Here is a 25,497-nt window from a genome sequence, read left to right as displayed (position 1 = left end):
ATGGGCATTCCCGTATTTCGTTTTGCGCCGTGGCAGCCGCCGATACTTCCAGACGTAGAGTGTGCGGCGCCCCCGTCATGGCGGTGGAGCCCCAGCTTGTTAGCGGCCGCGGGCACGGCGATGGCGATGCTGCTTTTTGTGCTCGTTGGCCCTTTAGTGTGGCAGCAGGACCCGAGCCAGCAATGGTTGTCGCAGGTGTCCAGTGGGCCGACATCGGGGATATACGCAAGGGTGGTTGGCCCAATACCGGCAAAGGGGACCGGGAACCTCAGCCGCTTGACGGTGATTGAGAGTAATACCGAACGCGTGCACCTTGCCTGGCCCGAGGTTGTCTCGGTTGAGCGTTTTCGTCTCTATCGAGCCAAACAGCATCAATCAGGTAAAGGTCTGCCGCTCTGGCAGGGTAGGGACCGGTCGTATACGGATGAGTTGCAATTGCGGCGTCAGATCTACCGTTACACCCTAGTCGATGCCGATACGGGGATAATGCTGTTTTCAACCGAGACGCGCCCTGAGCCGGCAATTTCCGTATTTGAAGCCCAGTTGCAGGGGCTGATTCCTGCCTCTGCGGCGGTTTATCCTGAGTACGTGAGATTGCCTGCTCACCCTCTGGGTACCGATGCATTGGGCCGTGACATCCTGGCAAGGTTGATGGCCGGCGGGCGAAGTTCACTGTTCGTGGGGATAGTGGCGCCGTTGTTGTTTATCAGTTTCGGTGCGATCTTTGGTGGTTTGGCAGGCTACCTTGGCGGTAAATTTGACCACTTTGCCATGCGTTCGGCAGATTTCGTCGTCGCATTGCCGTTCTTGTTATTCATGATTTTACTGCGTATTGCCTTTGGTATTGGTCCCGGTGAGGACGGTATTTTGCCACTTATTTTGGCAATGTTGCTGCTTAGCTGGCCGAGCAGTGCACGGCTTATTCGCGGCCAAGTACTGGCCCTGCGCAGCCAGCCATTTATCGACTCGGCGCGACTCTCAGGCGTTACCACTTGGGGGATCTTCCGGCGACATATTTTTCCAAATGTGCTGCCGGTATTGATGGTGGCGTTCAGTTTTGCCATTCCCCAGGCGATTTTTACTGAGGCCTTTCTTTCATTCATTGGTATGGGGGTGTCGCCACCAAGCACGTCTTGGGGGGCAATGTGTAACGATGGTATCAAAACACTTTTGTCCCACCCCGGGCAGCTTTTGTGGCCGGCCGCAATGATCAGTATTTCGGTGTTGGCGTTTAATATTCTCGGTGACGCATTGCGTGATACTGCCGATAAACGCAGTGGCGGGGTGGGGCAATGACTGTCGTCGCGATAGAGCATTTACAACTCGCACTCAGCGGCAACCAGGTGTTGAGAGATGTATCTTTCAGTTTGGCCGAAGGGGAATGCCGAGCGCTTGTCGGCGAGTCTGGCAGCGGCAAGTCGTTAACCGCCATGTGTTTACTCGGTTTGGCACCGCCCAATGCGGTGCTCAATGCCGAGCAGTTCAGTGTGATGGAACAGCCACTGCCTGCCCAGGGGCATCGCGATTGGCGGGGGTGGCGTGGGCGGCGCATCGCTATGATATTTCAAAACCCGATGACCGCATTAAGCCCCACGCGAACGATCGGAGCGCAGCTGTCTGAGTGCTTTCGCTTGCACCGCAACATGGACCGTCGGCAAGCGCGTGCCGAATCTGCGGCACTTCTTGAGCGCCTGGCCATTCCGCGGGCAGAGCAGCGCTTATCTCAATACCCCTTTGAGTTTTCGGGTGGCATGCTACAGCGGGTGATGATAGCGCTGGCTGTCGCTTGTCGCCCGAAACTCTTGATCGCCGATGAGCCGACCACCGCACTGGATGTGACGGTTCAGGCGGAAGTGTTGGCATTGCTGCGTGAATTACAGCACGAGCAGGGCACCAGTTTACTGTTTATCAGTCATGATTTGGGGGTGGTGGCCAATATTGCTGACACCGTGTCAGTGATGTACGCCGGTGAAACCGTGGAGTCGGCCTCTGTGGCGAGCTTATTGTGCCATCCTGCCCATCCCTACAGTGAGGCCTTGCAGGCAGCGATGCCGCGTTTGCATAGCAGCGAAATGACGGTTGCCATTCCAGGTTCGCCGCCCGACATGCGCGGCACTATTCACGGTTGTGCCTTTGCACCGCGCTGCAAACATCGGATGGCTATTTGTGAGGATTCGCCGCCGTTGCTGGCCTCACCTCGAGGCGCGGGCGTGCGCTGTTGGCGTTGGCACCCGGACTATCCCGAGCGCTGGAGGCTGCAGCATGACTGAACCATTGCTTGCGCTGCACCAAGTCAGTTGTCATTTTCAACGCAACAATGAGGATCTGGCCGCAGTCGATGGAGTGAGTTTATCCATCCGCGCTGGCGAAGTGCTGGGCCTAGTGGGCGAAAGCGGCTCCGGTAAGTCCACCTTAGGACGTATCATTGCCGGCCTGCAACGGCCTTCCCATGGCACTCTGCGATTCAACAGAGCGGTTTTACCGAAGACGCTCCAGCGCCGCCGCGTGGGGCAGATACAGATGGTTTTCCAGGACAGCTACGCGAGCCTCAACCCCCGCATGACCATTGGCGACAGTTTGGCCGAGCCACTGCTGGCACGCGGTGAGCGTCGCAGCGTGATTCACCAGCAACAGGGATATTGGTTGGAGCGGGTCGGCCTTGGTGCTCGATTTGCCCAGCGCTATCCCCATGAACTATCGGGCGGACAGCGCCAGCGGGTGGGTATTGCCAGGGCCTTTCTGTGTGAGCCACAACTGGTGGTTTGCGACGAAGCGGTGTCGGCGCTGGATGTGTCGGTGCAAGCGCAAATATTGGCACTGCTGAGGGAAATTCAGAGCGATCTCGGTACCGCAATGGTTTTTATCACCCACGACCTGGCGGTCCTTAGTGGCTTGGCTGACCGCATTGCGGTGATGTACTTAGGCGAACTGCTTGAGCTAGCGCCCTGCTGGCAGCTGCTGAATACCCCGGCGCACCCCTATACGCAGCAGCTACTGGCTGCTCACCCCGAGCCGACGCTAGATCGCACCAAGGTGCAAGTGGCCGCCCCGCGGACCACGGAGTTGCCCCTGCCGTTAAGTACCGATGTCGGCTGCCGCTTCGCCGACCGTTGCCCCTACGCCCTTGACGCGTGCCGACAGACCCCGCCCTGGCTTAAAGTGCAGGCTGAGGGCAGGGCTGTAGCCTGTCACCGCAGCGATTATATTGCCGGGGCAGCGCCCGTGGGCTGAGGCTGGTGTGAAGGAGAGTCTTGCATTAGCATGCTGTCGCCAGAATATGACGTACCAGGAATAACAACAATGAATGTAAATATTGAGACCCCCGCTCTGATGTTATTGGCATCTTCGCTGATTAAACAGTGCATCATTGATGGGCAGCGCAGCGACGGAAAGCGTTTTTTCCGTGCCTTGGAGGCAGGTAAGGCGGTATTGCTGAACGATGTGAAACTTGAAGACGGATCGGTTCTGCGCGTTAGTCTTGATATGAACTATGATGAGTTCCGCGGACAGTTAAACTTTAGTGCATTTCGCAATCAGTTGATCATGCTGGTGGATAGCTACGCCCGCTTTTTAAAAACAGGCAATGCACCCAGGGTGATGAGTGATGAAGAGGGGCAGGAACATGTTATTTTTGTGCCTGTCATCAGTGAAACAAAGGGGCAGATGAATGCGCTGGTACTAGGTGTAGACCAACGGCAAGCGGGAAATTTGCGCTTTCGTCTGATGTTTGTGGACCCGGATCAGTTTACGGCTGGCGAGACAACTGGTGTTGACAGTGAACACAAATCTGGTTAGCTTGCCAAATTCACTTGAATAGGCGTCCGAGCCCTTGTGCCAACTGGCATGGGGAGGCACGTCGATAACAAAAATATAGCTAGGGGGCGACCTTGTCTGAGCAGCAACAGCAAATTGCAGAAACGATTAACGCGGCGAGATCACGCATTGGCCTATCCAATGACGTCGATCTACAAGAGTTCCCAAATTTGGTCGGTATGTTTGACCATTGCGTCAATCAATACGCGGCGAACCCGGCTGTCAGCTGCTTGGGGCACACATTAAGCTACGCAGATCTGGATCGCTTGTCTGCGCAGTTTGCCTGTTACCTGCAAGAGCACAGCGGTTTGCAAGCCGGTGATCGCATTGCGATTCAAATGCCTAATATTTTGCAGTATCCGGTTGTACTGTTCGGTGCGCTGCGTGCCGGCATGATCGTTGTGAATACCAACCCCCTATACAGCGAGCGCGAACTCAAGCACCAATTGAACGACTCCGGTGCAAAGGCCATCGTTGTATTGGCAAACATTGCCGAAACGGCGGCCGCAGTAGTCGGTGATACCGGCGTGGGTACGGTTATCGTTACTGAAGTGGCCGACCTTCATCCGCCAGTGAAGCGGACATTGATTAACAGCGTACTTAAGTATGTACGCAAAGAAGTCCCCTCCGTTAAATTTAAGAATTCCATCAGCTTCCGTAAAGCCCTGGCCAAAGGCAGTAGCAAGCAATATCAAAAGGCCGCGCCCGACCTGGAAGCATTGGCACTGCTGCAGTACACCGGTGGTACCACTGGGGTGTCTAAAGGCGCAATGATTAGCCACAGAAACCTGATGGCTAACGTATTGCAGAGCCGGGAGAACTTCTCCAGCTATGGCTTGGTGAGTGGTGGCGAAACCTTTATTGCACCGCTGCCGCTTTACCACATCTATTCCTTCATGCTGACCTTTGTTGTCATGATGCAGGGTAACCACTCGGTTTTGATTCCCAATCCGCGTGAGCTGGACAGCGTCATCAAAGAGATGAAGCGCTGGAAATGGACGGGAATGAGCGGTATCAACACGCTGTTTGTTCAACTTTGTAAACACCCTGAATTTGCCAGCTTGGACTTCTCCGGACTCAAGGTCACGCTGTCTGGTGGTATGGCGCTGACTGCCGGCGCCGCGAAAACGTGGAAGGAAATGACTGGTGCGGAGATCTACGAGGGTTACGGTTTGACCGAGACCTCGCCAGTGGTATCGATCAATCCAGGTGGCGCCAACCAAATCGGCACCATCGGTTTGCCGCTGCCGGGTACCGAAGTGCGCCTGGTTGATGACGACGGCAACGATGTGGGTATCGGCGAGCGCGGCGAACTTTGCGTGCGCGGCCCGCAAGTCATGATGGGTTACTGGCAGCGCCCGGACGAAACTGAGAAGACCATTAAAGATGGTTGGCTGCTGACTGGCGATGTCGCGGTGGTGAAGGAAGATGGCTACCTGAAAATTGTCGATCGCAAGAAAGACATGATCTTGGTGTCCGGTTTCAACGTTTACCCCAACGAAATCGAGGATGTGCTTAGCTCGCATCCAAATATTGCTGAGTGTGCGGCGATTGGCGTGCCTGATGAAAAATCCGGTGAAGCCGTTAAGATTTTCGTTGCTCCCAAGCAGGGCGAGCTTGACGAGAAAGAGTTGAAGGACTTTTTGCGCGAGCGTCTCACCGGCTATAAAATGCCGCGCTATATCGAAGTTCGTGACGAACTGCCCAAAACGAACGTTGGTAAAGTACTTCGCCGCACCCTGCGAGACGAAGAGCTTGCCAAGCGCGCCAGCTGATTTTTACGCTGGAAAACGCAAGGGCGCCCATGTGGCGCCCTTTTTATTTTAAGGTCCTAGTCTAGCGCTCATGTCCGGCCATAATTGGAATCTCCTCGCTGACAAACTCGGCGACAGCTACCGCCCCGATCACTATCGATTGCGACGTCGTTTGCAGCAACTTCAGCGACGCGAGCGAGAAGGGCAAGCTGTCGGCGACGCCTATGTCAAACTTGCCGAGAGTATCAACGCCTCTGCTGAGCGGCTGCTTTCCCGGCAGCGCGCCGTACCGGCGGTGAGCTTCCCCGAGGCATTGCCGGTCAGTCAGCGCATTGACGATATTCGAGCAGCAATCGATAAACACCAGGTTGTGGTGATTGCCGGCGAGACGGGCTCGGGTAAAACCACGCAGCTGCCGAAGTTGTGTCTGGAAATGGGGCGCGGGGTCAATGGACAGATCGCCCACACCCAGCCTCGTCGTCTTGCGGCGCGTACGGTGGCACAGCGAATTGCAGAGGAATTGAATACGCCATTGGGTGATGCCGTGGGTTATCAGGTGCGTTTTCAGGAGCAAAGCACCCCGAATACCTACATAAAGTTGATGACTGACGGGATCCTGCTCGCTGCAATTGCCAATGACCGTTATTTGAATGATTACGACACGATCATCATCGACGAGGCCCATGAACGCAGCCTCAATATCGATTTTTTGCTGGGTTACCTGAAAACGCTGTTGCCCAAGCGTCCAGAACTCAAACTGATTATTACCTCCGCAACCATCGATGTAGAGCGCTTTTCTCGCCATTTCGACAATGCCCCGGTCGTCGAGGTGTCAGGTCGCAGCTACCCGGTTGAATTTCGCTATCGTCCTCTGGAAGAGATCAGCGCAGAGCAAGACCTGGGAGAAGGGGTAGAACAGGTATTGCGGGAGATGATCGCCGAGGGCGCGCATCGCCATGGCGATACTCTGGTTTTTTTGAGTGGCGAACGGGAGATACGGGACGTCGCCAAACAATTGCGTCAAGCGCAACTGCCGGGTGCGGAGGTGTTGCCGCTGTATGCGCGGCTGAGCGCGGCGGAACAACAGCGCATTTTCGACCTTAAAGGGCGGCGTGGCTGGCGCGTGGTATTGGCGACAAACGTGGCAGAAACCTCGCTGACGGTGCCAGGCATTCGCTATGTGATCGACGCAGGTACGGCGCGCGTGAGTCGCTACAGCGTTCGCAGTAAGGTACAACGCCTGCCGATTGAACCAGTGTCTCAAGCCAGTGCAAATCAGCGCGCGGGCCGCTGCGGGCGCGTGGCAGAAGGCATCGCTTATCGCCTGTACAGCAAGGAAGACTTTGAGCGCCGCCCGCTGTTTACCGAGCCGGAGATTCAACGTACTAACCTGGCGGCCGTTATCCTCCAGATGTTGCAGTTGGGTCTGGGTGATATCCGTAAGTTTCCCTTTGTCGACGCGCCGGATAACCGCTTAATTCGCGATGGCTTCGCCTTGCTGAGGGAACTTGGGGCCGTCGACGGGGAGCGGATGACGGCGCAGGGCAAGATGCTGGCGCGTTTTCCGGTAGATCCGCGTATAGCTCGGCTGATTATCGCCGGGGCAGAACAGCAGTGCCTGCGTGAAATACTGGTGATTGCCAGTGCCTTGAGTATTCAGGACCCACGCGACCGCCCGGCGGATAAACAGCAGGCGGCGGACGAAAAGCATCGGCGCTTTTGGCAGGAGGGGTCGGACTTCCTCGCCTTTGTGGCGCTGTGGGACTACGCGGAGGAACAGCGCCAGCTACTGAGTGCGAATCAATGGCGCAAACTGTGTAAGAAGGAGTTTCTCAGCTGGGCTCGCATGCGTGAATGGCGGGAGGTACACCACCAGCTTCTGCTGATGTGCCGGCAGTTAAAGCTCGAGCAAAATAAGCAGCCGGCCGATTACCAAAGCATTCATCGGGCGCTATTGCCGGGCTTTCTCAGTCAAATTGCCAACCACGACGAGGGCAGGGAATACCTCGGCGCGCGCAATCGTAAGCTGATGATTTTTCCGGGTTCGTCGCTGCGAAAGAAAACGCCGAAGTGGATTGTTGCCGCCGAACTGGCAGAGACCAGTCAGCTCTTTGCTCGCTGTGTGGCGAAGATCGAGCCGGAGTGGGTGTTTGGCATCAACGACAGTTTGTTAAAGCGCCATTACGCTGAACCGCATTTTCACGCTCGTAGCGGGCGGGTGATGGCCTATGAACAAACCTTGCTTTATGGCCTGACCCTGCGCGACCGTCACCGTGTTCACTTTGGCCCCATTGATGCCAAGCTGGCTAGGGAGATATTTATACGCCAGGGCTTGGTTGAGGGGCGTTACCGAGGTGCGGCGGCATTTTTTGCCCACAACCAGGCCTTGCGTCGCGAGATACTCGACTTGGAAGACAAGGCGCGCCGGCGTGATATTTTGATCTCAGATGAGGAGATCTATGCGTTCTATGATGAGCGCCTGCCCGAGGGCATAACGACCGCTAGGCAACTGGAGTCCTGGCTGAAAAAATCCTCTGCGGATGCCACTCTTAAGATGGCTCGCTCGCAGATGATGCGCAGCGAGGGTGGCGTTGACGAGGCGCAATTTCCCACCCAGTTGAGTTGTGGGGGTAAACAGCTGGCCTTGTCTTACCACTTTGAGCCGGGGCATCGCGATGACGGCGTCAGTGTTTCCGTTCCGCTAGTATTGTTGCACAAGCTGCCGGAGGGGCGCTTCGAATGGCTTGTGCCAGGGTTATTGCGAGAAAAATGTATCGCTCTGGTTAAGGCGTTGCCAAAGGCCCAGCGCAAGCAATTGGTGCCGGTTCCTGACTACGTAGATCGGGCATTGGCCCGGCTAACGCCGAGTGACGAGCCTCTACTGCCGGCATTAGCTGCCCGGCTGGAGCAGCTTAGCGACGCCAATATTGATTTAGCGGCATGGTCATCGGCGACCATAGACGACTACTACAAAATGAATGTGGTGGTACTCGACGACGGCGGCAAGCGGCTGGCGTCGGGGCGGGATATTGTTGCATTGAGGGCGCAGCTCGCTTCAGAGGTGCAAAAGAGTATCGCCGAAGAGAGTCAGGGCGGTTTTGAGGTGCGCCGCTATCAACAATGGGAGTTTGGCGAACTGCCCGTCGAACATCGTTTTAAACAGGCGGGCGCGACTTTGACGGCTTTCCCCTGCTTGGCGGATTTGGGGCAGGATGTGGAGCTCAGTTTGGCCGAAACGCTGGAGGAGGCGCTGAACAAGTCCCTGCGCGGCTGTATGCGGCTGTTACTTCTGCGTTTACCCGCCCAGTGCAAGAGTCTGCGCGCCAAGTTGTTTAAGGGGAATGCCCAACAGCTACAGTTCGCGGCCTGCGGACAACAGCGTAAAGCGTGGATAGAGGCCTGTCTATTGGTGGCAGCGCGTCGAGCTTTTGCAGTTACTACGGATAATCTGCCGCGCGATCAACAGACCTTCGATGCCCTTTGGGAGTTGGGTCGCGCGGAATTTGTGCCTTGCGCCGAAGAGGTTGCTGAGTTGTTGGGCGATATTCTTGCGTCGCAGGCGAGAATCCGAAAGCAGCTGAAAAAGCTAAACAGCCTGAGCTGGATACACAGTATCAATGATATTCAACGCCAGTTAGACGGCTTATTTGTCGATGACTTTATTTTTCAGGTGTCTGCCGAGGCACTTGGCCACTACCCGAGATACCTTGCTGCGGTAGAGGAGCGGATCAGTAAACTCGACGGCCACTATCAGCGGGATCGCCAGTCGACACTGGCCATTGAGCCGCTGCAGGAGCAGCTGGAAAACGTACTGGCTCGCGATCCTACGTTGTGGCAAAAATCAGAAAAGCTCAGAGAGTACCGCTGGCTGTTAGAAGAATTTCGGGTGTCGTTGTTCGCTCAGCGCTTGGGCACGGCGCAAACCGTATCGGAGAAACGCCTTAAGCAGCTTTGGCAAGCGTTAAAGAGCGATGTAACAATTCGCTGAGTCATACGTCCTAGCTCAACAATAACGGGCGAAGAGGAGAGGGCCTTGCCGCAACATCACGTTCAGCAACTGTCAGCAATCCAACCGGGCTTAGCGGCAGATGCCGTGGGGCTGGGCTTGCGGCGCGGCATGCTCGATGCCTTCAGCGAGTTGCAGCCCGGCGATATCGACTTCTTAGAGGTTGCCCCCGAAAACTGGATTGACCTCGGCGGACGGTTTGGCAAGGCATTTGAAGCGCTGGCCGAAAAATTCCCGGTCACTTTGCATGGCCTGAGCTTAAACATCGGTGGTTTTACGCCGCTCGACTACGCGCTGATCGACGATATCGCGGCATTCATCGACCGCTTTGATTGTCGCCTTTACAGCGAGCACCTTACCTACTGCGGCGATAGCGGCCACCTCTACGACCTGATGCCGATCCCCTTTACCGAGGATGCGGTTACGCATGTCGCTGAGCGCGTAATTGAGGTGCAGCGGCGTCTCGGCCGGAAAATTTTACTGGAAAATGCCTCCTACTACGCCGCGCTTGACAGCCAGATGAGCGAATCGCAGTTCATCACTGGCGTGCTCGAAGAGGCCGATTGTGGCCTATTGCTGGATGTGAACAATGTTTACGTTAACAGTGTGAACCACGGCTACGATGCCCGGCAATTCCTGCGCGAGCTACCGCTGGAGCGCGCCGCTTATATGCACATCGCCGGTCATTTTGACGAGGCTGATGACCTCAAAGTGGATACGCACGGTGCGCCCGTTATCGAGTCCGTGTGGCAGCTGCTTGGCGAGTGCTATGGGCATTGCGGGTCTTTGCCGACATTGTTGGAGCGAGATTTTAACTTTCCACCAATGGCCGAGTTGCTCGATGAGGTATCGCGAATTCGCGATGTGCAGGCGACAGGGGAGGTAGGGCAGTAATGGGTCCCTTTCAGCAACAGCAGCAGGCCTTCACCGCCTATTTGCGCGATCCGGAGTCTTGTCCACCGCCATCGGGGATCGAGCCTCGACGCCTGGCCGTGTATCGAGACTTGTTCTACAAGAACATAGAGGGCTTCATCAGCGGTGGCTTTCCGGTTTGTCGCAGTATTTTTCCCGATGATCAGTGGCACGCCATGGTGCGGGACTTTATGAAAGTCCATCACTGTCAGAGCCCGTATTTTTTGCAAATTGCCGAGGAGTTTCTTCACTACCTTAGCAGTGCGCGCGACCACCCGGATGATCCGCCATTTTTACGGGCTCTGGCGCACTATGAGTGGGTGGAGCTCGCCCTCGATACAGACACTGCCACGCTGCCGGCTAAGCTGTCTGCGTCCGCGCCCTTGGTCGATACCTGTTTGCGGAAATCGCCCCTCGCCTGGAGCTTGAGTTACCCATACCCGGTCCACCGTATTTCGAAGGCCTATCAACCTCCCCATCCGTCGGGGGACATGACGTATTTGGTGGTGTACCGGGACCGTAGCGACGCGGTGCGCTTTATGGAAATTAATGCGGTCACCGCTCGCTTGTTAGCGTTGCTAGAGGGAGGAGCGCCTCCCCGAGCGTGTTTAGCTAGCTTGGCTGCGGAATTGTCGACGGAGGAAGACCGCCTCGTTGACTTCGCTGAGAGCCTGCTACAGCAGCTGCTTGAGGCGGATATTCTCTGCCTTGCAGAGCCTTCGTTCACTGGCGAATAACATCGCTGGTATTAATGTGGGCTTTAGGTATAGTGGGCGCAATACAACGTTAGGGAATACTATTCGCATGTTGCTGCATAGGCTGCTCACCACGGTGATTTGTCTGTTCGCGCCGCTGTCTCTCGCCGCAGAATATGGCAATGATCCCCGCGACCCTTGGGAAGGCCTCAACCGCCATATTTTCGCCTTTAACGAGGGGGCGGATCGCTACGTTGCCAAACCGGTTGCCAAGGCTTACAAAGATGTGACGCCGAGATTCATTGACCAGGGTATCGGCAATGTTTTTGACAACCTCGGTGAAGTAAAGAACTTCTTCAATGATGTCCTTCAGGGCGAGGGCAAAGACGCCATCGTCGATGCTGGGCGCTTTCTGATTAACACCACGGTGGGCGTGTTGGGCTTTTTTGATGTCGCGACCCATCTGGGGCTGCCGCGCGAGTCAGAAGATTTTGGGCAAACTCTGGCTGTTTGGGGAGTAGAGTCCGGCCCCTTTCTAATGCTGCCCTTACTTGGTCCAAGTACGATTCGCGATGGTAGCAGTCGCTTTGTCGATCGCTATGCCTCGCCAACCAGTGAGGTTGAACCCCTTGCCGCTGAATTGGGTTTGATGGCGTTGGATCTTGTGCAAGTGCGTGCAAAATTATTGGGCTCTGATGAGCTCGTCAGCGGTGATAAGTACACGTTTCTGAAAGATGCCTATTTGCAGCGTCGTCAGTTCTTAATTAACGATGGCGAGTTCCAGGATAGCTTTGGCGACGAGGATTTTGAGTCCTTTGATTTTGAATAGCAGGGTAGCGGGATGTGAATCCTGCACAGGCACATGGCTTGCTCCGGTGGCGCCGTATAGGTAAAACAGGCAGATGACCAGACCCTTACATCACCGGCTGCTGCTTGTTCAGCACCGCGATGACCTTCATCGGCAATTGCGCGAAGCCCTAGAGGCCCTCGGCGTTATCGTGTTGAGTATCGACGACAGTACAGAGGCGCTGCGCTGTTTTCGGGAAGACGACATCGATATTGTGATGATTGATATCGATCTGCCCGACGGCCAAGGCATCACGTTGCTTGATGATATGGCCGCGGATCCCCGAGAGCTTCCCCTGATCTGTGTGTCGCGGCGCGAGAGCCTGGCCGATGTTCTCTCTGCTGTGCGCCACGGCGCTACCGATTACCTCATGCTGCCGCCAGAAAGCGCTGATGTCATTCGCCATGCCATTAATCGCGCGGTAGAACGCTGCGAACTAAAGCGCGAGAACCTCGCATATCGCCACAAATTAGAAGCGGCCAACCGCGAGTTGCTGGAAAGTCTGACCCACCTTCAGCAAGATCAACAGGCGGGTAAGCACGTTCAGCAATTACTGTTGCCAGACACACCAAAAGACATTGAAGGCTACCAATTCTGCCACTTTATTTTGCCGTCTCTCTATCTGAGCGGGGACTTCGTAGATTATTTTCTCGTCGGCGATGACAGGGCAGTGTTCTTTGTTGCCGATGTGTCAGGCCACGGCGCTAGCTCCGCCTTTGTTACCGTATTTTTGAAAAACCTTTTCGCTCGTAAGCGCAGTGACTACCTCCATCGCGGCTCAACGGCAATACTGTCTCCCGCGAAAATGCTTGCCATTGCCAACCGTGAGCTTCTTGAAATGGGTATCGGCAAGCATGTGACCATGTGCGTCGGCGTCTTTGACCTGAACTGTGATCAACTCTGTTACGCGGTTGCGGGACACCTTCCAGCGCCGGTGCTGGCCTGTGACGGGCAGGCTGAATTTTTGCCGGAACACGATATGCCCGTGGGGCTTTTTAGCGACGCCGCTTTTACTGATCATATGATCTGCTTTCCGAGTGGCGCCGTGCTGACACTCTTTTCCGATGGTATATTGGAAGTGTTACAACGCGACTCGCTAAAGGAAAAAGAAGAGGCGTTATTGGCTCTACTCAGCGCTGGGCAGCGTTCGTCCAGTGAACTGGTAACGGCCTTCGACTTAAACAACATTGGTGATGCACCGGATGATATCGCCATCTTAGTCATCAGCAGGTTATAAGAAGTTATGCAGCCAGGTAAGATTTTGGTCGCAGAGCAAGACGGTGCCTTCGTCATTAAGTTGGTTGGCGAAGTGCGTCTAACCCTTTGTACGACGATGGATGATTTTTTTGACGATATGCTAACCAGTAAAGGGTTTGCCAGTGTCGTTATTGATCTCGTCGATGCAACCAATATAGACAGCACCACCCTCGGCTTGCTCGCAAAACTGGCAATCAAAGCCAAGCAGCGCTTTTCCTATGTGCCGGTTATTTTGTCTACTAATCCTGATATCACTCGCGTGCTGGATAGCATGGGGTTTGACCGCGTTTTCTGTATTCGCCAAGAGCCAGTGGTAGACGACGAGGACCTGAATGAACTGCCGGTATTGCCCGACAGTGAGGACGCTGTTCGCGCCAAAGTGCTGGAGGCGCATCGCGTGCTCATGGGGATGAATGACAGCAATCGGGCTAAGTTTCGCGAGCTTGTCACCCTGCTGGAAGGGCAGTGTTATTAAGCCTGCGGCATTACTTTTTTGCTGTCAGGCCAAGCGTTTCACAAACCATCAGTTTTGCCCTGATAAAGTCCTTGTGGGGCAGGTAAATCAACTCTGAAATTTTACGAATGACGTGCTCTTCGTACTTGTCTATGTCGCCGTCTTCCGCCGCAACTTCCCACAGCGCCTTCACCAGTTGGAATTTCTCTGCATTATTGCAATTGTCATTGATGTAGCGGGTAAAGGGGTAGAGGGAGGTGCTGTCTTGGGTCGACTCATGCGCCTTTTCCATAAAGGCTTCAATTTCGTCTGCACTGAGATGAAAGTGCTGCACCAGCAGTTGGCGAATCTTATCCACTTCTGCCGGCTCTTGCTTGTAGTCGGATTTGCTGACTTCTATCAGCAGCGAGGCGGCTACCAATTCCATCGACAGCTCGTCGCTGCCGTCGGCATTGGAGGCCTCGCCCAGCAAGTTTTTTATAAACTCAAACACCTTGCCAGCCTCTCAACAAATCCTCGAGTTTCCTTTGATCGGCGGCAAAGGCGCGAATCCCTTCTGCCAGCTTTTCCGTTGCCATGGCATCTTCATTCATGGCCCAGCGAAAAGATGCTTCGCTAGAGTCGAGCTTCTGTTGTGTTGCAAAGTCGGCGTCAGGACTCAGGCGCTGTGGCAGTTCACCTTGCGCATTATCCAATTCTTCGAGCAGGGCAGGACTGATTGTGAGTCGGTCACAACCCGCTAGCTCAGCAATTTCGCCGGTATTTCGAAAGCTCGCGCCCATCACAATGGTGCTGTAGCCATGCTGTTTGTAGTAGGCATAGATACCCGCGACTGACTGCACGCCGGGATCTTGTGCCGGGCTTTCGGGAGTGTCGCCGCGCGCCACGTGCCAGTCGAGAATGCGCCCGACAAAGGGCGAGATCAATGTTGCACCTGCCTCGGCACATGCTGCTGCTTGTACCAGGCTGAACAATAGGGTCAGGTTACATTCAATGCCGGCTTTTTCGAGCTCTGCGGCAGCTTGAATGCCTTCCCACGTCGAGGCGATTTTTACTAATAACTTGTCGCGCCCAACACCCGCTTCTTCGTATAGCTTGACGATAGTCTTGGCTTGTTCGATGGTCGCGGCAGTATCGAAGGAGAGCCGAGCGTCCACTTCTGTGGAGACTTTTCCTGGCACCAGCTGACTAATTTCGCTGCCTATCGCCACGGCCAGGCGCGTACAGGCGGTTTTAATTTGTTCGTCGTTGTTAGGGTCGGTAATGTTTTCGGCAACGATGCGGTCAATCAGCGCCTGATACTGAGGCAGCTGAGCGGCTTTTAGGATGAGTGAGGGGTTGGTGGTCGCATCTTGAGGGGAAAAGCGCTTGATTGCCTCGATGTCGCCGGTGTCGGCCACGACATCCGTCATCGCTTTCAGTTGTGCCAGTATACTGCTCATTAAATGAATCCTATCACCGTATCTTGATTTCGCTTTCCTGCAGGGTTTGGGCAGCACGTTGTTGCGCGTAGTCTTGCAGGCGTTGTTGCGCCGTTGTTGTCAGGGCCAGTGCTTCTTGCAGCACCTCCAGTCCGGCGTCATTCCGGTGCGCATGCTGACTGAGGTGGCGGCGGAACTGGCGGGCTCCGGCCTGGCCATTAAAAATCCCGAGAATATGCCGCGTTATATGGTGGAGTCGAGTACCGCTTGCAAGTTCCTTTTCAATGTAGGGGTAGAGTGATTCGACAACATCCTGCCGGCTGCGCTGATTGGCTTCATCGGCATAGATACGTTCATCTACCTCCACCAGTTGGTAGGGGTTCTGGTAAATACTGCGCCCCAACATACTGCCATCGACATGTGACAAATGCGATAGCGCGTCGTCGATACTGTCGATACCACCATTGATAATGACCTCCAGTTTGGGAAAGTCATTTTTGAGCTGGTAAACCATATCGTAATTCAACGGCGGGATTTCCCGGTTTTCTTTGGGGCTTAAACCCTGTAGCCACGCTTTGCGGGCGTGCACAATGATCGTGTTACAGCCTGCCTGATGAATTTGGTCAACAAAGTCGTGCAGCGGCTCATAACCTTCCTGATCATCAATACCAATGCGGTGTTTCACGGTGACCGGCAAGTCACTAGCATCAATCATCGCGGCGACGCAGTCTGCCACCAGGCGGGGGCGGGCCATTAAACACGCGCCAAAAAAGCCATTTTGAACACGGTCAGAGGGGCAGCCACAATTCAGATTCACCTCGTCGTAGCCCCATTGTTTGGCAAGCTTGACTGCCTTGGCTAAGTCGCCAGGATCGCTACCGCCCAACTGCAAGGCGAGGGGTTGCTCCTCTGTGCTGAACTGCAAATGCCGGTGTTGGTCGCCGTGAAGCAGGGCGCCAGTGGTCACCATTTCTGTGTAGAGCACGGCGCGCCGACTCATTTTTCGCCAAAAGAAACGGCAGTGGCGGTCTGACCAGTCCAGCATTGGCGCTACGCAGAAGCGCCTGTCGAGGGTATTGTTGGGCATTCGCCAGGAAAACCTCCGGGGTAGGTGAATCTTATCGCCGCTGGCCCGTATAATGGCGCCTTTCATGTCGCAGCTTATGCGCGCGGCCAACGCTAATTGTATTGAAATGGTAAACAACTCTCCATGACTGTTCGCACTCGCATTGCGCCATCCCCCACTGGTGATCCACACGTCGGCACCGCATACATCGCCCTGTTTAACTACTGCTTTGCAAAAAGCCAAGGCGGCCAGTTTCTGCTGCGCATTGAAGACACTGACCAGCAGCGTTCGACGCCAGAGTCAGAGCAGGCCATTTTAGACTCCCTGCGCTGGCTGGGCTTGGACTGGGATGAAGGGCCAGATGTGGGCGGGCAAGCAGGGCCTTACCGGCAGAGTGAGCGCAGCGAAATTTACCGTGAGCACTGCGAGCAACTTATCGCGAAGGGCTTGGCGTTTCGCTGTTATCGCAGCCCTGAGGAACTCGATGCTCTGAGAGAAGCGCGGCGTGCTGAAGGCCAGCACACGGCCTTAAAACCCTCAGATCTGCGCCTGAGTGACGACGAGCAGCAGCGCCGCGAAGCCGAGGGCATGCCCTATGTTATTCGCATGGTGGTGCCCGAAGAAGCGGGTCGTTGCGAGATAGAAGATATGTTGCGCGGTACCGTGGAATTAGATTGGGGCCAGGTCGACGCGCAGATATTGTTGAAATCCGATGGCCTGCCTACCTACCATTTGGCCAATGTCGTCGATGACCATTTGATGGGTATTACCCACGTGCTGCGCGGCGAAGAATGGTTGAACTCTGCGCCTAAACACAAGTTGCTGTACGAGTATTTTGGCTGGCAGATGCCGCAACTTTGCCATTTGCCACTGTTGCGCAACCCTGACAAAAGCAAGCTCAGTAAGCGCAAGAACCCCACTAGTATTTTGTACTACCAGCGCATGGGCTTTTTGCCGGAGGCGCTACTTAATTACTTGGGGCGAATGGGCTGGAGCATGCCCGATGAGCGCGAGAAGTTTAGCCTGCAGACAATGATCGAGCACTTCGACATTCAGCGTGTCAGCTTGGGTGGCCCGATTTTCGATGTTGAGAAACTGCGCTGGCTTAATGGGCTGTGGTTGCGAGAGGACTTGAGCGACGACGCCCTAATTGAGCGCCTGCAGCGCTGGGCATTGAATCGGGAAACGCTGACCAAAATGTTGCCACACCTAAAACAGCGTATTGAGGTATTTACCGATATCGCACCGCTGGCGGGTTTTTTCCTGTCGGGAATGCTGCCGCTGAGCAAGGAAAGTTTTGCTCAGTGCACCTTAGAGGAAGAGCAGTTGGTTGAGGTCTTGCAGTGCTGCTTGTGGCGTTTGGAGGCCGAGTCCGATTGGCAGCGCGATACCTTGTTTGCCGATATCAAAGCGTTGGTCGACGGTCTGGAACTGCGCATGAAAGATGTGATGCCACCGCTGTTTATTGCCATTGCGGGCACCACTGCATCGATTTCAGTCGTCGACTCCATGGAAATACTGGGGCCGGAAATCAGTCGTGCGCGCATTCGCCACGCCATTGATATTTTGGGCGGTGTGGGCAAGAAAAAACTTAAGAAGCTGGAAAAACGCTACCAACAACTCCCTTGATGGTGGCGGCAATGCGCCTGTGTTGTTAAAGGGGATTTTTTTTTACTGCGCGTGTTGACAAGGTCGGGGGCGAACCTTAATATGCGCAGCCTCTTTCGGGGCTATAGCTCAGCTGGGAGAGCGCTTGCATGGCATGCAAGAGGTCGGCGGTTCGATCCCGCCTAGCTCCACCAAATTAAAAGAACCGCCTACCGGCGGTTTTTTTATGCCTGCAATTCCGTCAGCGCCTGGGTGCGACTCTGCTAGAATACTTGATATTCCCGATGCGACTTACTGGAGACTGACCGTGTCGAAAATTTCTCTTAGTCAACGCCACTCGAAAAGCGACGCAGATGTTCGGGAGATGCTCGATGCTTTAGCAGTGAAACTGAGCGACCGTTTTGAGATGAAGGCCCATTGGCGCAGCGACCGAGAACTGGAGCTGAAGCGCTCCGGTATTCAGGGGGTGTTGCAATTGTTGGAGGGCGAGGTCAAGGTCGACATCCAGCTGGGAATGATGATGAAGCCTTTTAAGTCGCGAATCCGCGATGAGCTCTCCAAGGCGATGGCAGAAAAACTGGCCTGAGCAGGCAGTAATTTGCTGATCTTGCAGAATCTGCTTATTTAGGGAAATAATTTTGGATTCTGCACTCTAACCTTGTTATCAACGTTATGAGGAGATCGGCACAGTTATGACCCGGATTTTGCAAACCACCATTTCCCGCTCATATTTAACGGTTTTTGCCGTGCTGCTGTTAGCGGTAAGCACGCACAGCTTTGCTCTACTACCGAAGTCGGGGAGTGACGGGGAGCCATTGCCCAGTTTGGCGCCGATGTTGAAGTCGGTGAATCCAGCGGTGGTCAATATTTCAACCTACACGACACAACGGGTTCAGCAGAACCCACTGTTAAACGACCCCTTCTTTCGCCGTTTCTTCAATATGCCTCAGCAGCAATTGCAGCCGCGCCAGCGCCGCACGCAGAGTGCTGGGTCGGGCGTGATTATCGATGCGGGTGAGGGGACTGTGCTCACCAATCACCATGTGATTGACGGTGCGGATGAAATCACGGTGTCACTGGAGGACGGGCGCAGTTTTACCGCAGAGCTGGTCGGCTCTGATCCAGACGTTGACATCGCGGTGCTGAAAATTCCCAGCGAAAAGCTCACCGCGGTGCGCCTCGCTGACTCCGATAAATTGCGTGTGGGCGATTTTGTCGTGGCGATCGGTAACCCCTTTGGCCTGGGACAAACGGTGACCACCGGGATTGTCAGTGCCTTAGGTCGCACCGGACTGGGTATTGAGGGCTATGAGAATTTCATCCAAACCGATGCCTCTATCAACCCCGGTAACTCGGGTGGCGCACTGGTAAATTTACGCGGAGAGTTAGTTGGCGTGAATACCGCGATTCTGGCGCCCTCCGGTGGTAACGTAGGTATCGGTTTTGCCATTCCGGCAAATATGGCCATGGCGAGCATTGAACAGATTCTTCAGCACGGCGAGGTACGTCGGGGTCAGCTGGGCGTTATTATCCAGGACCTGACGCCCGAGTTGGCGGAAGCCTTTGATATTGAAGCGGGTCAGCGCGGCGCTGTAGTGGCAGAGGTTCAAGAAAATTCGGCCGCAGACAAGGCTGGCATAGAGGCGGGTGATGTCGTGATCGCTGTGGATGGCAAGGCCGTACTGAGTTCTGCGCAGCTGCGAAACGCCATCGGCTTGCGACGAGTCGGCGACAAAGTGGCGATCACGCTGCTAAGAGAAGGGCGCGAGAAACGCTACAAGGTTGTTTTGGGGTCGGCTGAAAAGCAGGTCGATGCCGATGCACGGTCGGTGCATCCTCTGCTTGACGGCGTTAGCCTAAAAAATGCCGACGATGGCAAAGGCGTGGTCGTTACCGAGGTTAAGCAGGATGCCTTGGCTGCCTCTAAGCTGCGCCCCGGTGACTTGTTAGTGTCTGTGAATCAGCGGCGCATACGCAGTATTAATGAGCTACAGGCGGCGGCATCACGCAGTGATGATGGCATGCTGCTGCGTGTTATTCGCGGCCGCTTTGCAAACTGGGTTGTACTTAAGCGAAATTGAAGCCACTAGGCGACTTGGAGGGCGTAATGCACGATTTACCCGCAGTCATTAAGCGATTTGGTATTGCCATCATCGTCGCAGTAATAGCGGCGTGTACCGCGGTGCCAGTGAGTCAGGATTACGCCCTCGATTACGATTTCGCTACCGTAGAAAGTTATGCCTGGCTGGCGTCTGAAAACGAGCAGCGGGAACCCGCCTACGACGCGCTGATGCATGAGCGCTATCGCGACGCTATCGAGGCGCAGATGGCGCTGCGCGGCGTCAAGAAAGTTGCCGCCGACAGCGCGTCAGTACTGGTGAGTTACCATGTCGGCACTGTCGAAAAAACACGTGTGGAAAGTGTGGGCAACTGGTATAGCCATTTTGGTTATTATCCGTGTTATCACTGCTACCACCGCCCGGGTTTTGGCTACGCGCATTTCTATGATGACGATCTCTGGGTGCGCGAATATACCCAGGACAATGTTGTCATCGATATTATCGAGCCCGAAAATCGCCGTTTGGTATGGCGCGGCAGTGCAAGCCGTGTCAAGCCGACGCTGAAAGATCCCGTGGAGCGGCGCGCGTATATCGATGAAACTGTGGCGACGATTCTCGCGCAATTTCCGCCGGTCAGCGCGCAATAATCCGATCATCCCTCTTGCATGTGAAGGGGGTTTCGAACACAATAGCGCCCCGCAATTGGCCGAGGCCGAAAGCGCGTTATGGTGGTCCTTCCGGTCCTCTCGCAACGATAGGTAGCAAACCCCGCCAGGCCCGGAAGGGAGCAACGGTAGTTATCGACTCGTGTGCCGGGGTGTGGCTGGTTGGGCCGCCACCCATTTATTCCTATCCCTGTGATTCCTCTCGTTTTTTCTAATTCCGACATTATTTATGTCAGCGCAGCGCTAGTGTATCCTTGACGATCGATTTCGAGAGATTTTGTGATGACATATCAGGTTCTGGCGAGAAAGTGGCGACCCAAGAGCTTCCGGGAAATGGCCGGCCAGAGCCACGTGCTCAAAGCCTTGATCAATGCGCTTGATCACGACCGGCTTCACCACGCTTACTTGTTCACCGGGACTCGTGGTGTGGGTAAAACCACCATCGCGCGTATCCTGGCGCGTTGTCTGAATTGCGAGCAAGGCGTTAGCTCTGAGCCCTGTGGTCAATGCCAGTCGTGTGTCGCCATCAACGAGGGGCGCTTCGTTGACTTGATCGAGGTTGACGCGGCGTCGCGCACCAAGGTTGAGGACACCCGCGAGCTTCTCGACAATGTGCAATACACCCCGACACAGGGGCGCTACAAGGTATACCTCATCGATGAGGTGCACATGCTCAGTGCCAGCAGTTTTAATGCGCTGCTAAAAACGCTGGAAGAGCCGCCGCCTCACGTTAAATTTTTGCTGGCGACGACGGACCCGCAGAAAATTCCCGCTACCATTTTGTCGCGCTGCCTTCAGTTTAGCCTGAAAAACTTAAGCCCTGAACGCGTAGTAGAGTATTTGAAACAGATACTCGAAAAAGAGCTGATCAGCTTTGATGAGGCGGCGCTGTGGCTGCTGGGGCGCGCCGCCGACGGCAGTATGCGCGACGCGTTGAGTTTAACGGATCAGGCAATCGCCTTCGGCTCGGGTAAACTCGGCGAGCACGATGTTCGGCAGATGCTGGGTACCATCGATCACGGCGCGGTTTACCGGATAATTTCGGCGCTGTCTAAACGCGATGGCGCTGAATTGTTAGCGATCGTGGCGGAGCTGGCCGAGCTGGGTGTGGATTTTGCCGGCGTTGCCAATGAGCTGCTGGTGGTGCTCCATCGCATCGCTATTGCCCAAACCGTTCCCGAGGGGCTGGACAATAGCCTGGGTGACAAACAAAACGTGACGGCATTGGCGGGCGAGTTCAGCGCCGAGGAAGTTCAGTTCTATTACCAGATGGCGCTTCAAGGGCGACGCGATTTGAATCTGGCCCCCGAGCTTCGTGGCGGCTTGGAGATGTTGCTGCTGCGCATGGTGGCCTTCAAACCTGAAGGTGTCATGGCGCCGCCAAGTCAGCCGCTTACTGCCAGCGCCTCGCCCGAGGGGGAGGCTGCTCCCGTAAAAAAGCCGCCGACGCCGTCTGAGGCCGGGAGCGAGCCGGAGGCGGAGCCGAACACTGCTGTTACGGCGGCAGGACCCGCACCGATTGCCAATGAGACTCCTGAACAGCATGGCCGCGAGGCCGAGGCTTCGTCAGTAGCCGGTGAGCCTAGCAAACCAGAGCAAGCCTCAGCGCCGATTTCGCCACGAGAGGCCCTGCAAAACAGCGCGCCATCGCCCGAGCAAATTACTGACGCCGTTGAGCATAAGCAAGCAGAAGTCCAGCGGCCGCGTCCAGACGAGCCAACAGTGGCAATAGCGTCGGCACCGGAAGAGGCTGCACCCGCGGCGCCGAGTGTTGAGCTCGCTGATCTCGATGCCAGGCTATGGCGCGAGCAGTTCGACGCTTTCGCCTTGCCTGGAATGTTGGGGAGTATTGCCTCGCATTGTCAGCTTGCCGCCAAAGAGGGTAGCCACCTGCAGTTTGTAATTAGCCAAGGCAATGCGACACTGCTGAATGACCGCCATATCGAGCGCCTACAAGAGGCCTTGGCTGATTACTTTGGTCAGGCACTCAAGGTGGCAATCGATATCGGCGAACCCGCGGAGGAGACACCGGCCGAGTACCGCGCCCGGCGCCTACAAGAGAGGCTTGTTGTCGCTCGCCAAGCGATTGAAAGCGACCCCCTGGTGCAAGAAATTATCGCCGAGTTTTCCGCCGAATTAGACCTAGACTCAATCAGCTTGCCGGAAAAACGTCGTCAAGATTAGGAGACTAAAGTGAAAGCAGACCTCAATGAATTGATGAAAAAAGCTGCCGAAATGCAGGAAAAAATGCAACAAGCGCAGCAAGAGCTGGCAAATAAAGAGGTGCGTGGCGAAGCCGGCGCGGGCTTGGTGAGCGTGGTAATGACCGGGCGCCACGATGTGCGGCGTGTGCAAATAGACGACAGCTTGCTTAGCGAAGACAAAGAAGTGCTGGAAGACCTGTTGGCCGCAGCGGTGAATGACGCTGTGCGCAAGGTTGAGGAAAACAACAAGGGACAAATGGGCGATATGCTTTCAGGGATGGGGATGCCCGGTAACTTCAAGATGCCTTTTTAATGTCGAACTACAGCCCCCTTATCGATGAGTTGATTGACGCGTTGCGCTGCCTGCCTGGGGTTGGCCCCAAGTCGGCGCAGCGCATCAGCTTTCAATTACTGGAGCGCAACCGTGGCGGCGCCCAGCGACTTTCAGAAGCGCTGCTCAATGCCGTTGAAAAGGTCGGGCACTGCCGCAGTTGTCGCACGCTCACAGAAGACCCTGAATGTCGATTGTGTCGTGACCCGCGGCGCGACCAACACACAATCTGCGTCGTGGAGTCACCTGCCGACGTGCTTGCCTTTGAACAGGGGGGGGACTATCGCGGCCTGTATTTTGTATTGATGGGCCGGCTGTCGCCCATCGATGGTATTGGCCCGGAGGATATTGGCATTGACCGCCTGGTCGAGCGTGTGCAGGCCTTGAACGTCTCGGAATTGATACTGGCAACTAATCCCACCGTAGAAGGCGAGGCAACTGCCTTCTACATCGCTGAAGAGATGCGGCGCTTAGGGGTGGCAGTGAGCCGTATCGCTCACGGTGTGCCACTGGGTGGAGAGCTTGAATATGTCGACAGCGGTACCTTGTCGCACGCGCTAAAAGGACGCCAGCGCTTTGAATGATGCATACCATTATCTGGATTCCAACGAGCAGCTAGAGCAAGCTTGCAAGCGTTGGCAGTCGGCTGAATTTGTCGCCCTGGACACCGAGTTTATCCGCCGAGATACCTTCTACCCCATTGCAGGCTTAATACAGGTAGGCGCGCTTGGTGAGTGTTGGTTGATCGACCCCATCGCGATCACCGAATGGGAGGACTTTAAGGGGCTTCTCAACAACGCAGGTATCCCTAAAGTCCTGCACTCATGTAGTGAAGATCTTGACGTGTTTCAACGCCTGTGTGGTGCGTTGCCAGCGCCGTTGTTAGATAGTCAAATTGGCGCTGGTCTGGCGGGCTGGGGAGAGGGCCTGAGCTACCAAAAACTGGTCGCTCACAGCTTGAATAAACACGTAGAGAAAGGCGAAACACGCTCCAATTGGCTGCAGCGACCGCTTACCGCCAGCCAATGCCACTACGCGGCGCTCGATGTGGCGTATTTGCAGGATATTTACCCATTACTGCGTCAGCGACTCGAGGAGTTGGGTCGGCTGCCGTGGTGGCAAGAAGATTGTCAGCAACTTATTGAGCAGGCCGATCAGGGCACACCATTGGATCAGTTCTACCTGCGCAATAAATCGCTTTGGAAGCTCAACGGCTGCCAGCGTCTGGTGTTGCAGCGCGTATGTGCCTGGCGCGAGGAGCTGGCGCGGCAGCAGGATGTGCCACGCGGGCGAATTTTTAAGGACCCAGTGTGCTTCGAAATTGCTCGCCGCCAGCCGTCCAGTAGCGGTGAGTTGGCAAGGATTAAAGACCTGCCCAGTTCATCGCTGCGGCGCTTTGGCGATGATGTGCTCACCATCGTACGAGAGGCATGTGAGGAAGATAGTGCTGCGCATCCACCACCGGGTGAACGGCCGTTATCAGCAGAGCAGACGCAATACCTGGCCGCGATGCGCCGCGGAGTAGAGCGTTGCGCAGACTCGCTGGGTATCCCCGCGGGTTTGTTGTGCCGCAAACGTGATATGGAAGGGGTGATTAGGCACCGTCGCCTGCCCGATTCGATGACAGCGTGGCGCAAGCGGGTGGTAGGTGAGGTGTTATTACAAAGTTTGGAGGGGGCGTGATGCGGCGGATTTGCACCATTTATCGCAGTGCTAAGCATGAGGGGATGTACCTTTATGTCGACAAGGCGGAAGACACTGAGCGCGTTCCAGAGGCGCTGTTGAAGCGCTTTGGTCAGCCGGAGAGAGCGATGACGCTGCTGCTCGAAGAGGGTAAAAAGTTAGCTAGAGCAGATGTTAAGGATGTGTTGCAAGCTATTGATGAAAATGGATTTTATCTTCAGCTTCCGCCGCAGCCAGATGCGCCGTTATCACCGCGTGAAGATCGGTGATAGCGTCTCGTCATCGCCCATTTTGGGAGGCGAAGCCGCTCGCAGAGATGAGCGACCAGGAGTGGGAAGCCCTGTGTGATGGTTGTGGCCGCTGCTGTTTGCACAAGCTTGAAGACGAAGACAGCGGTGAAGTGTATTACACCGACGTGTCGTGTCGACTGCTCGATGTTGACCGCATACGTTGCCGGGATTACCCGCAGCGCCTGACGCGGGTGCCGGGCTGCCTCGATCTGCGCGAATCGCTGTCGGCGTTTGCGTATAGCCTACCCAGCAGCTGCGCCTACCGGCAGCTTCATGAGGGGCGGCCGCTTGAGCCTTGGCACCCCCTTATTGCCGGTGATAAGCGGCTGATGGAAGCGTTGGGTGTGTCGGTGAAGGGCCGCTGCGTGAGTGAAGTGACCGTGGCAGACGACGAGCTTGAGGACCATATCATCCGTTGGATTGATTAGGGA

General features: G+C 55.4%; 24 protein-coding genes, 1 tRNA gene and 1 other RNA gene. 23 read left to right on the top strand and 3 right to left on the bottom strand.

The features are described 5' to 3' along the window. The 11 genes from H573_RS16465 to H573_RS0100890 all read left to right on the top strand — a co-directional run bounded on the left by H573_RS16465 (position 1) and on the right by H573_RS0100890 (position 13,759). The gene (locus H573_RS16465; RefSeq protein WP_084497818.1) at positions 1-1,296 is read left to right on the top strand and encodes an ABC transporter permease; all 1,296 of its coding nucleotides are present in this window, start codon (positions 1-3) and stop codon (positions 1,294-1,296) included. Then, entirely contained in the window at positions 1,293-2,270 is a 978-nt protein-coding gene (locus H573_RS0100935; protein WP_027872638.1) for an ABC transporter ATP-binding protein, read from the top strand. The genes H573_RS16465 and H573_RS0100935 overlap by 4 nt, the downstream gene beginning before the upstream one ends. Beyond that, the gene (locus H573_RS16460; RefSeq protein WP_036255423.1) at positions 2,263-3,231 is read left to right on the top strand and encodes an ABC transporter ATP-binding protein; all 969 of its coding nucleotides are present in this window, start codon (positions 2,263-2,265) and stop codon (positions 3,229-3,231) included. Before H573_RS0100935 ends, H573_RS16460 begins: the two co-directional genes overlap by 8 nt. Before the next feature lie 30 nt (positions 3,232-3,261). Continuing rightward, on the top strand, positions 3,262-3,795 hold the full coding sequence (locus tag H573_RS0100925; RefSeq protein ID WP_154653804.1) for a hypothetical protein: 534 nt from the start codon (positions 3,262-3,264) through the stop codon (positions 3,793-3,795). A gap of 92 nt (positions 3,796-3,887) precedes the next feature. Then, positions 3,888-5,588, top strand: coding sequence for an AMP-binding protein (locus tag H573_RS0100920; RefSeq protein WP_307681684.1), 1,701 nt, complete (start codon positions 3,888-3,890; stop codon positions 5,586-5,588). A 70-nt stretch (positions 5,589-5,658) separates the two neighbouring features. Further along, positions 5,659-9,555 carry an ATP-dependent RNA helicase HrpA gene (gene hrpA, locus H573_RS16455; protein ID WP_051170784.1) on the top strand — a complete coding sequence of 1,299 codons (3,897 nt, stop codon included), beginning with the start codon at positions 5,659-5,661 and terminating at the stop codon, positions 9,553-9,555. A gap of 45 nt (positions 9,556-9,600) precedes the next feature. Then, positions 9,601-10,467 (top strand): HvfB family MNIO-type RiPP peptide maturase, encoded by an 867-nt coding sequence (locus H573_RS0100910; RefSeq protein WP_479691868.1) that lies wholly within the window; start codon positions 9,601-9,603, stop codon positions 10,465-10,467. After that, a complete protein-coding gene (locus tag H573_RS16450; protein WP_036255421.1) occupies positions 10,467-11,222 on the top strand; it encodes an HvfC family RiPP maturation protein in 756 nt (251 codons plus the stop codon). The genes H573_RS0100910 and H573_RS16450 overlap by 1 nt, the downstream gene beginning before the upstream one ends. Positions 11,223-11,289: 67 nt before the next feature. Then, a complete protein-coding gene (locus H573_RS16445) occupies positions 11,290-12,009 on the top strand; it encodes an MlaA family lipoprotein (RefSeq protein ID WP_036255420.1) in 720 nt (239 codons plus the stop codon). A 73-nt stretch (positions 12,010-12,082) separates the two neighbouring features. Then, positions 12,083-13,264 carry a PP2C family protein-serine/threonine phosphatase gene (locus H573_RS0100895; protein WP_027872634.1) on the top strand — a complete coding sequence of 394 codons (1,182 nt, stop codon included), beginning with the start codon at positions 12,083-12,085 and terminating at the stop codon, positions 13,262-13,264. A 6-nt stretch (positions 13,265-13,270) separates the two neighbouring features. Beyond that, positions 13,271-13,759 carry an STAS domain-containing protein gene (locus H573_RS0100890; RefSeq protein ID WP_027872633.1) on the top strand — a complete coding sequence of 163 codons (489 nt, stop codon included), beginning with the start codon at positions 13,271-13,273 and terminating at the stop codon, positions 13,757-13,759. 10 nt (positions 13,760-13,769) lie between these two features. Here H573_RS0100890 and H573_RS16440 read toward each other — a convergent pair whose 3' ends face one another. Genes H573_RS16440 through dusA form a run of 3 tightly spaced genes read right to left on the bottom strand, consistent with a single transcriptional unit; the run spans position 13,770 to position 16,246 of the window. Beyond that, positions 13,770-14,231, bottom strand: coding sequence for a tellurite resistance TerB family protein (locus H573_RS16440; protein ID WP_051170783.1), 462 nt, complete (start codon positions 14,229-14,231; stop codon positions 13,770-13,772). Then, positions 14,224-15,180, bottom strand: coding sequence for a transaldolase (gene tal / locus H573_RS0100880; RefSeq protein ID WP_027872632.1), 957 nt, complete (start codon positions 15,178-15,180; stop codon positions 14,224-14,226). The genes H573_RS16440 and tal overlap by 8 nt, the downstream gene beginning before the upstream one ends. Positions 15,181-15,193: 13 nt before the next feature. Then, a complete protein-coding gene (dusA, locus tag H573_RS16435; protein ID WP_084497816.1) occupies positions 15,194-16,246 on the bottom strand; it encodes a tRNA dihydrouridine(20/20a) synthase DusA in 1,053 nt (350 codons plus the stop codon). Between the two features lie 123 nt (positions 16,247-16,369). Between dusA and gltX the strand changes: the two genes are divergently transcribed. The 12 genes from gltX to H573_RS0100820 all read left to right on the top strand — a co-directional run bounded on the left by gltX (position 16,370) and on the right by H573_RS0100820 (position 25,494). Beyond that, positions 16,370-17,854 carry a glutamate--tRNA ligase gene (gltX, locus tag H573_RS0100870; RefSeq protein ID WP_027872631.1) on the top strand — a complete coding sequence of 495 codons (1,485 nt, stop codon included), beginning with the start codon at positions 16,370-16,372 and terminating at the stop codon, positions 17,852-17,854. A gap of 97 nt (positions 17,855-17,951) precedes the next feature. Continuing rightward, a tRNA-Ala gene (locus tag H573_RS0100865) sits at positions 17,952-18,027 on the top strand. A gap of 113 nt (positions 18,028-18,140) precedes the next feature. Further along, positions 18,141-18,419 carry a polyhydroxyalkanoic acid system family protein gene (locus H573_RS19580; protein WP_161624218.1) on the top strand — a complete coding sequence of 93 codons (279 nt, stop codon included), beginning with the start codon at positions 18,141-18,143 and terminating at the stop codon, positions 18,417-18,419. A gap of 115 nt (positions 18,420-18,534) precedes the next feature. Next, complete coding sequence (locus H573_RS0100855) at positions 18,535-19,914, top strand: DegQ family serine endoprotease (RefSeq protein ID WP_422730520.1); 1,380 nt, start codon at positions 18,535-18,537, stop codon at positions 19,912-19,914. Positions 19,915-19,940: 26 nt separating this feature from the next. Beyond that, complete coding sequence (locus H573_RS0100850; RefSeq protein WP_027872629.1) at positions 19,941-20,540, top strand: DUF4136 domain-containing protein; 600 nt, start codon at positions 19,941-19,943, stop codon at positions 20,538-20,540. Positions 20,541-20,628: 88 nt separating this feature from the next. Further along, an RNA gene (gene ffs, locus H573_RS19210) (signal recognition particle sRNA small type) lies at positions 20,629-20,725 on the top strand. 115 nt (positions 20,726-20,840) lie between these two features. Continuing rightward, complete coding sequence (gene dnaX, locus H573_RS0100845) at positions 20,841-22,742, top strand: DNA polymerase III subunit gamma/tau (RefSeq protein ID WP_027872628.1); 1,902 nt, start codon at positions 20,841-20,843, stop codon at positions 22,740-22,742. A 9-nt stretch (positions 22,743-22,751) separates the two neighbouring features. After that, on the top strand, positions 22,752-23,075 hold the full coding sequence (locus H573_RS0100840) for a YbaB/EbfC family nucleoid-associated protein (RefSeq protein WP_027872627.1): 324 nt from the start codon (positions 22,752-22,754) through the stop codon (positions 23,073-23,075). Further along, complete coding sequence (gene recR, locus H573_RS0100835; RefSeq protein WP_027872626.1) at positions 23,075-23,677, top strand: recombination mediator RecR; 603 nt, start codon at positions 23,075-23,077, stop codon at positions 23,675-23,677. The genes H573_RS0100840 and recR overlap by 1 nt, the downstream gene beginning before the upstream one ends. Next, complete coding sequence (rnd, locus tag H573_RS0100830) at positions 23,670-24,776, top strand: ribonuclease D (protein WP_027872625.1); 1,107 nt, start codon at positions 23,670-23,672, stop codon at positions 24,774-24,776. The genes recR and rnd overlap by 8 nt, the downstream gene beginning before the upstream one ends. After that, positions 24,776-25,045 (top strand): YcgL domain-containing protein, encoded by a 270-nt coding sequence (locus H573_RS0100825; RefSeq protein WP_027872624.1) that lies wholly within the window; start codon positions 24,776-24,778, stop codon positions 25,043-25,045. Before rnd ends, H573_RS0100825 begins: the two co-directional genes overlap by 1 nt. Beyond that, positions 25,042-25,494, top strand: coding sequence for a YcgN family cysteine cluster protein (locus H573_RS0100820; RefSeq protein WP_267878893.1), 453 nt, complete (start codon positions 25,042-25,044; stop codon positions 25,492-25,494). Before H573_RS0100825 ends, H573_RS0100820 begins: the two co-directional genes overlap by 4 nt. The last annotated feature ends 3 nt before the right edge of the window (positions 25,495-25,497 follow it).

The sequence above is a fragment of the Neomelitea salexigens DSM 19753 genome, from assembly GCF_000422345.1.
GTDB lineage: Bacteria > Pseudomonadota > Gammaproteobacteria > Pseudomonadales > Spongiibacteraceae > Spongiibacter > Spongiibacter marinus_A.
The sequence above is the reverse complement of the archived record's forward strand: the minus strand, read 5'-3'. Positions and strand labels throughout refer to the sequence as shown.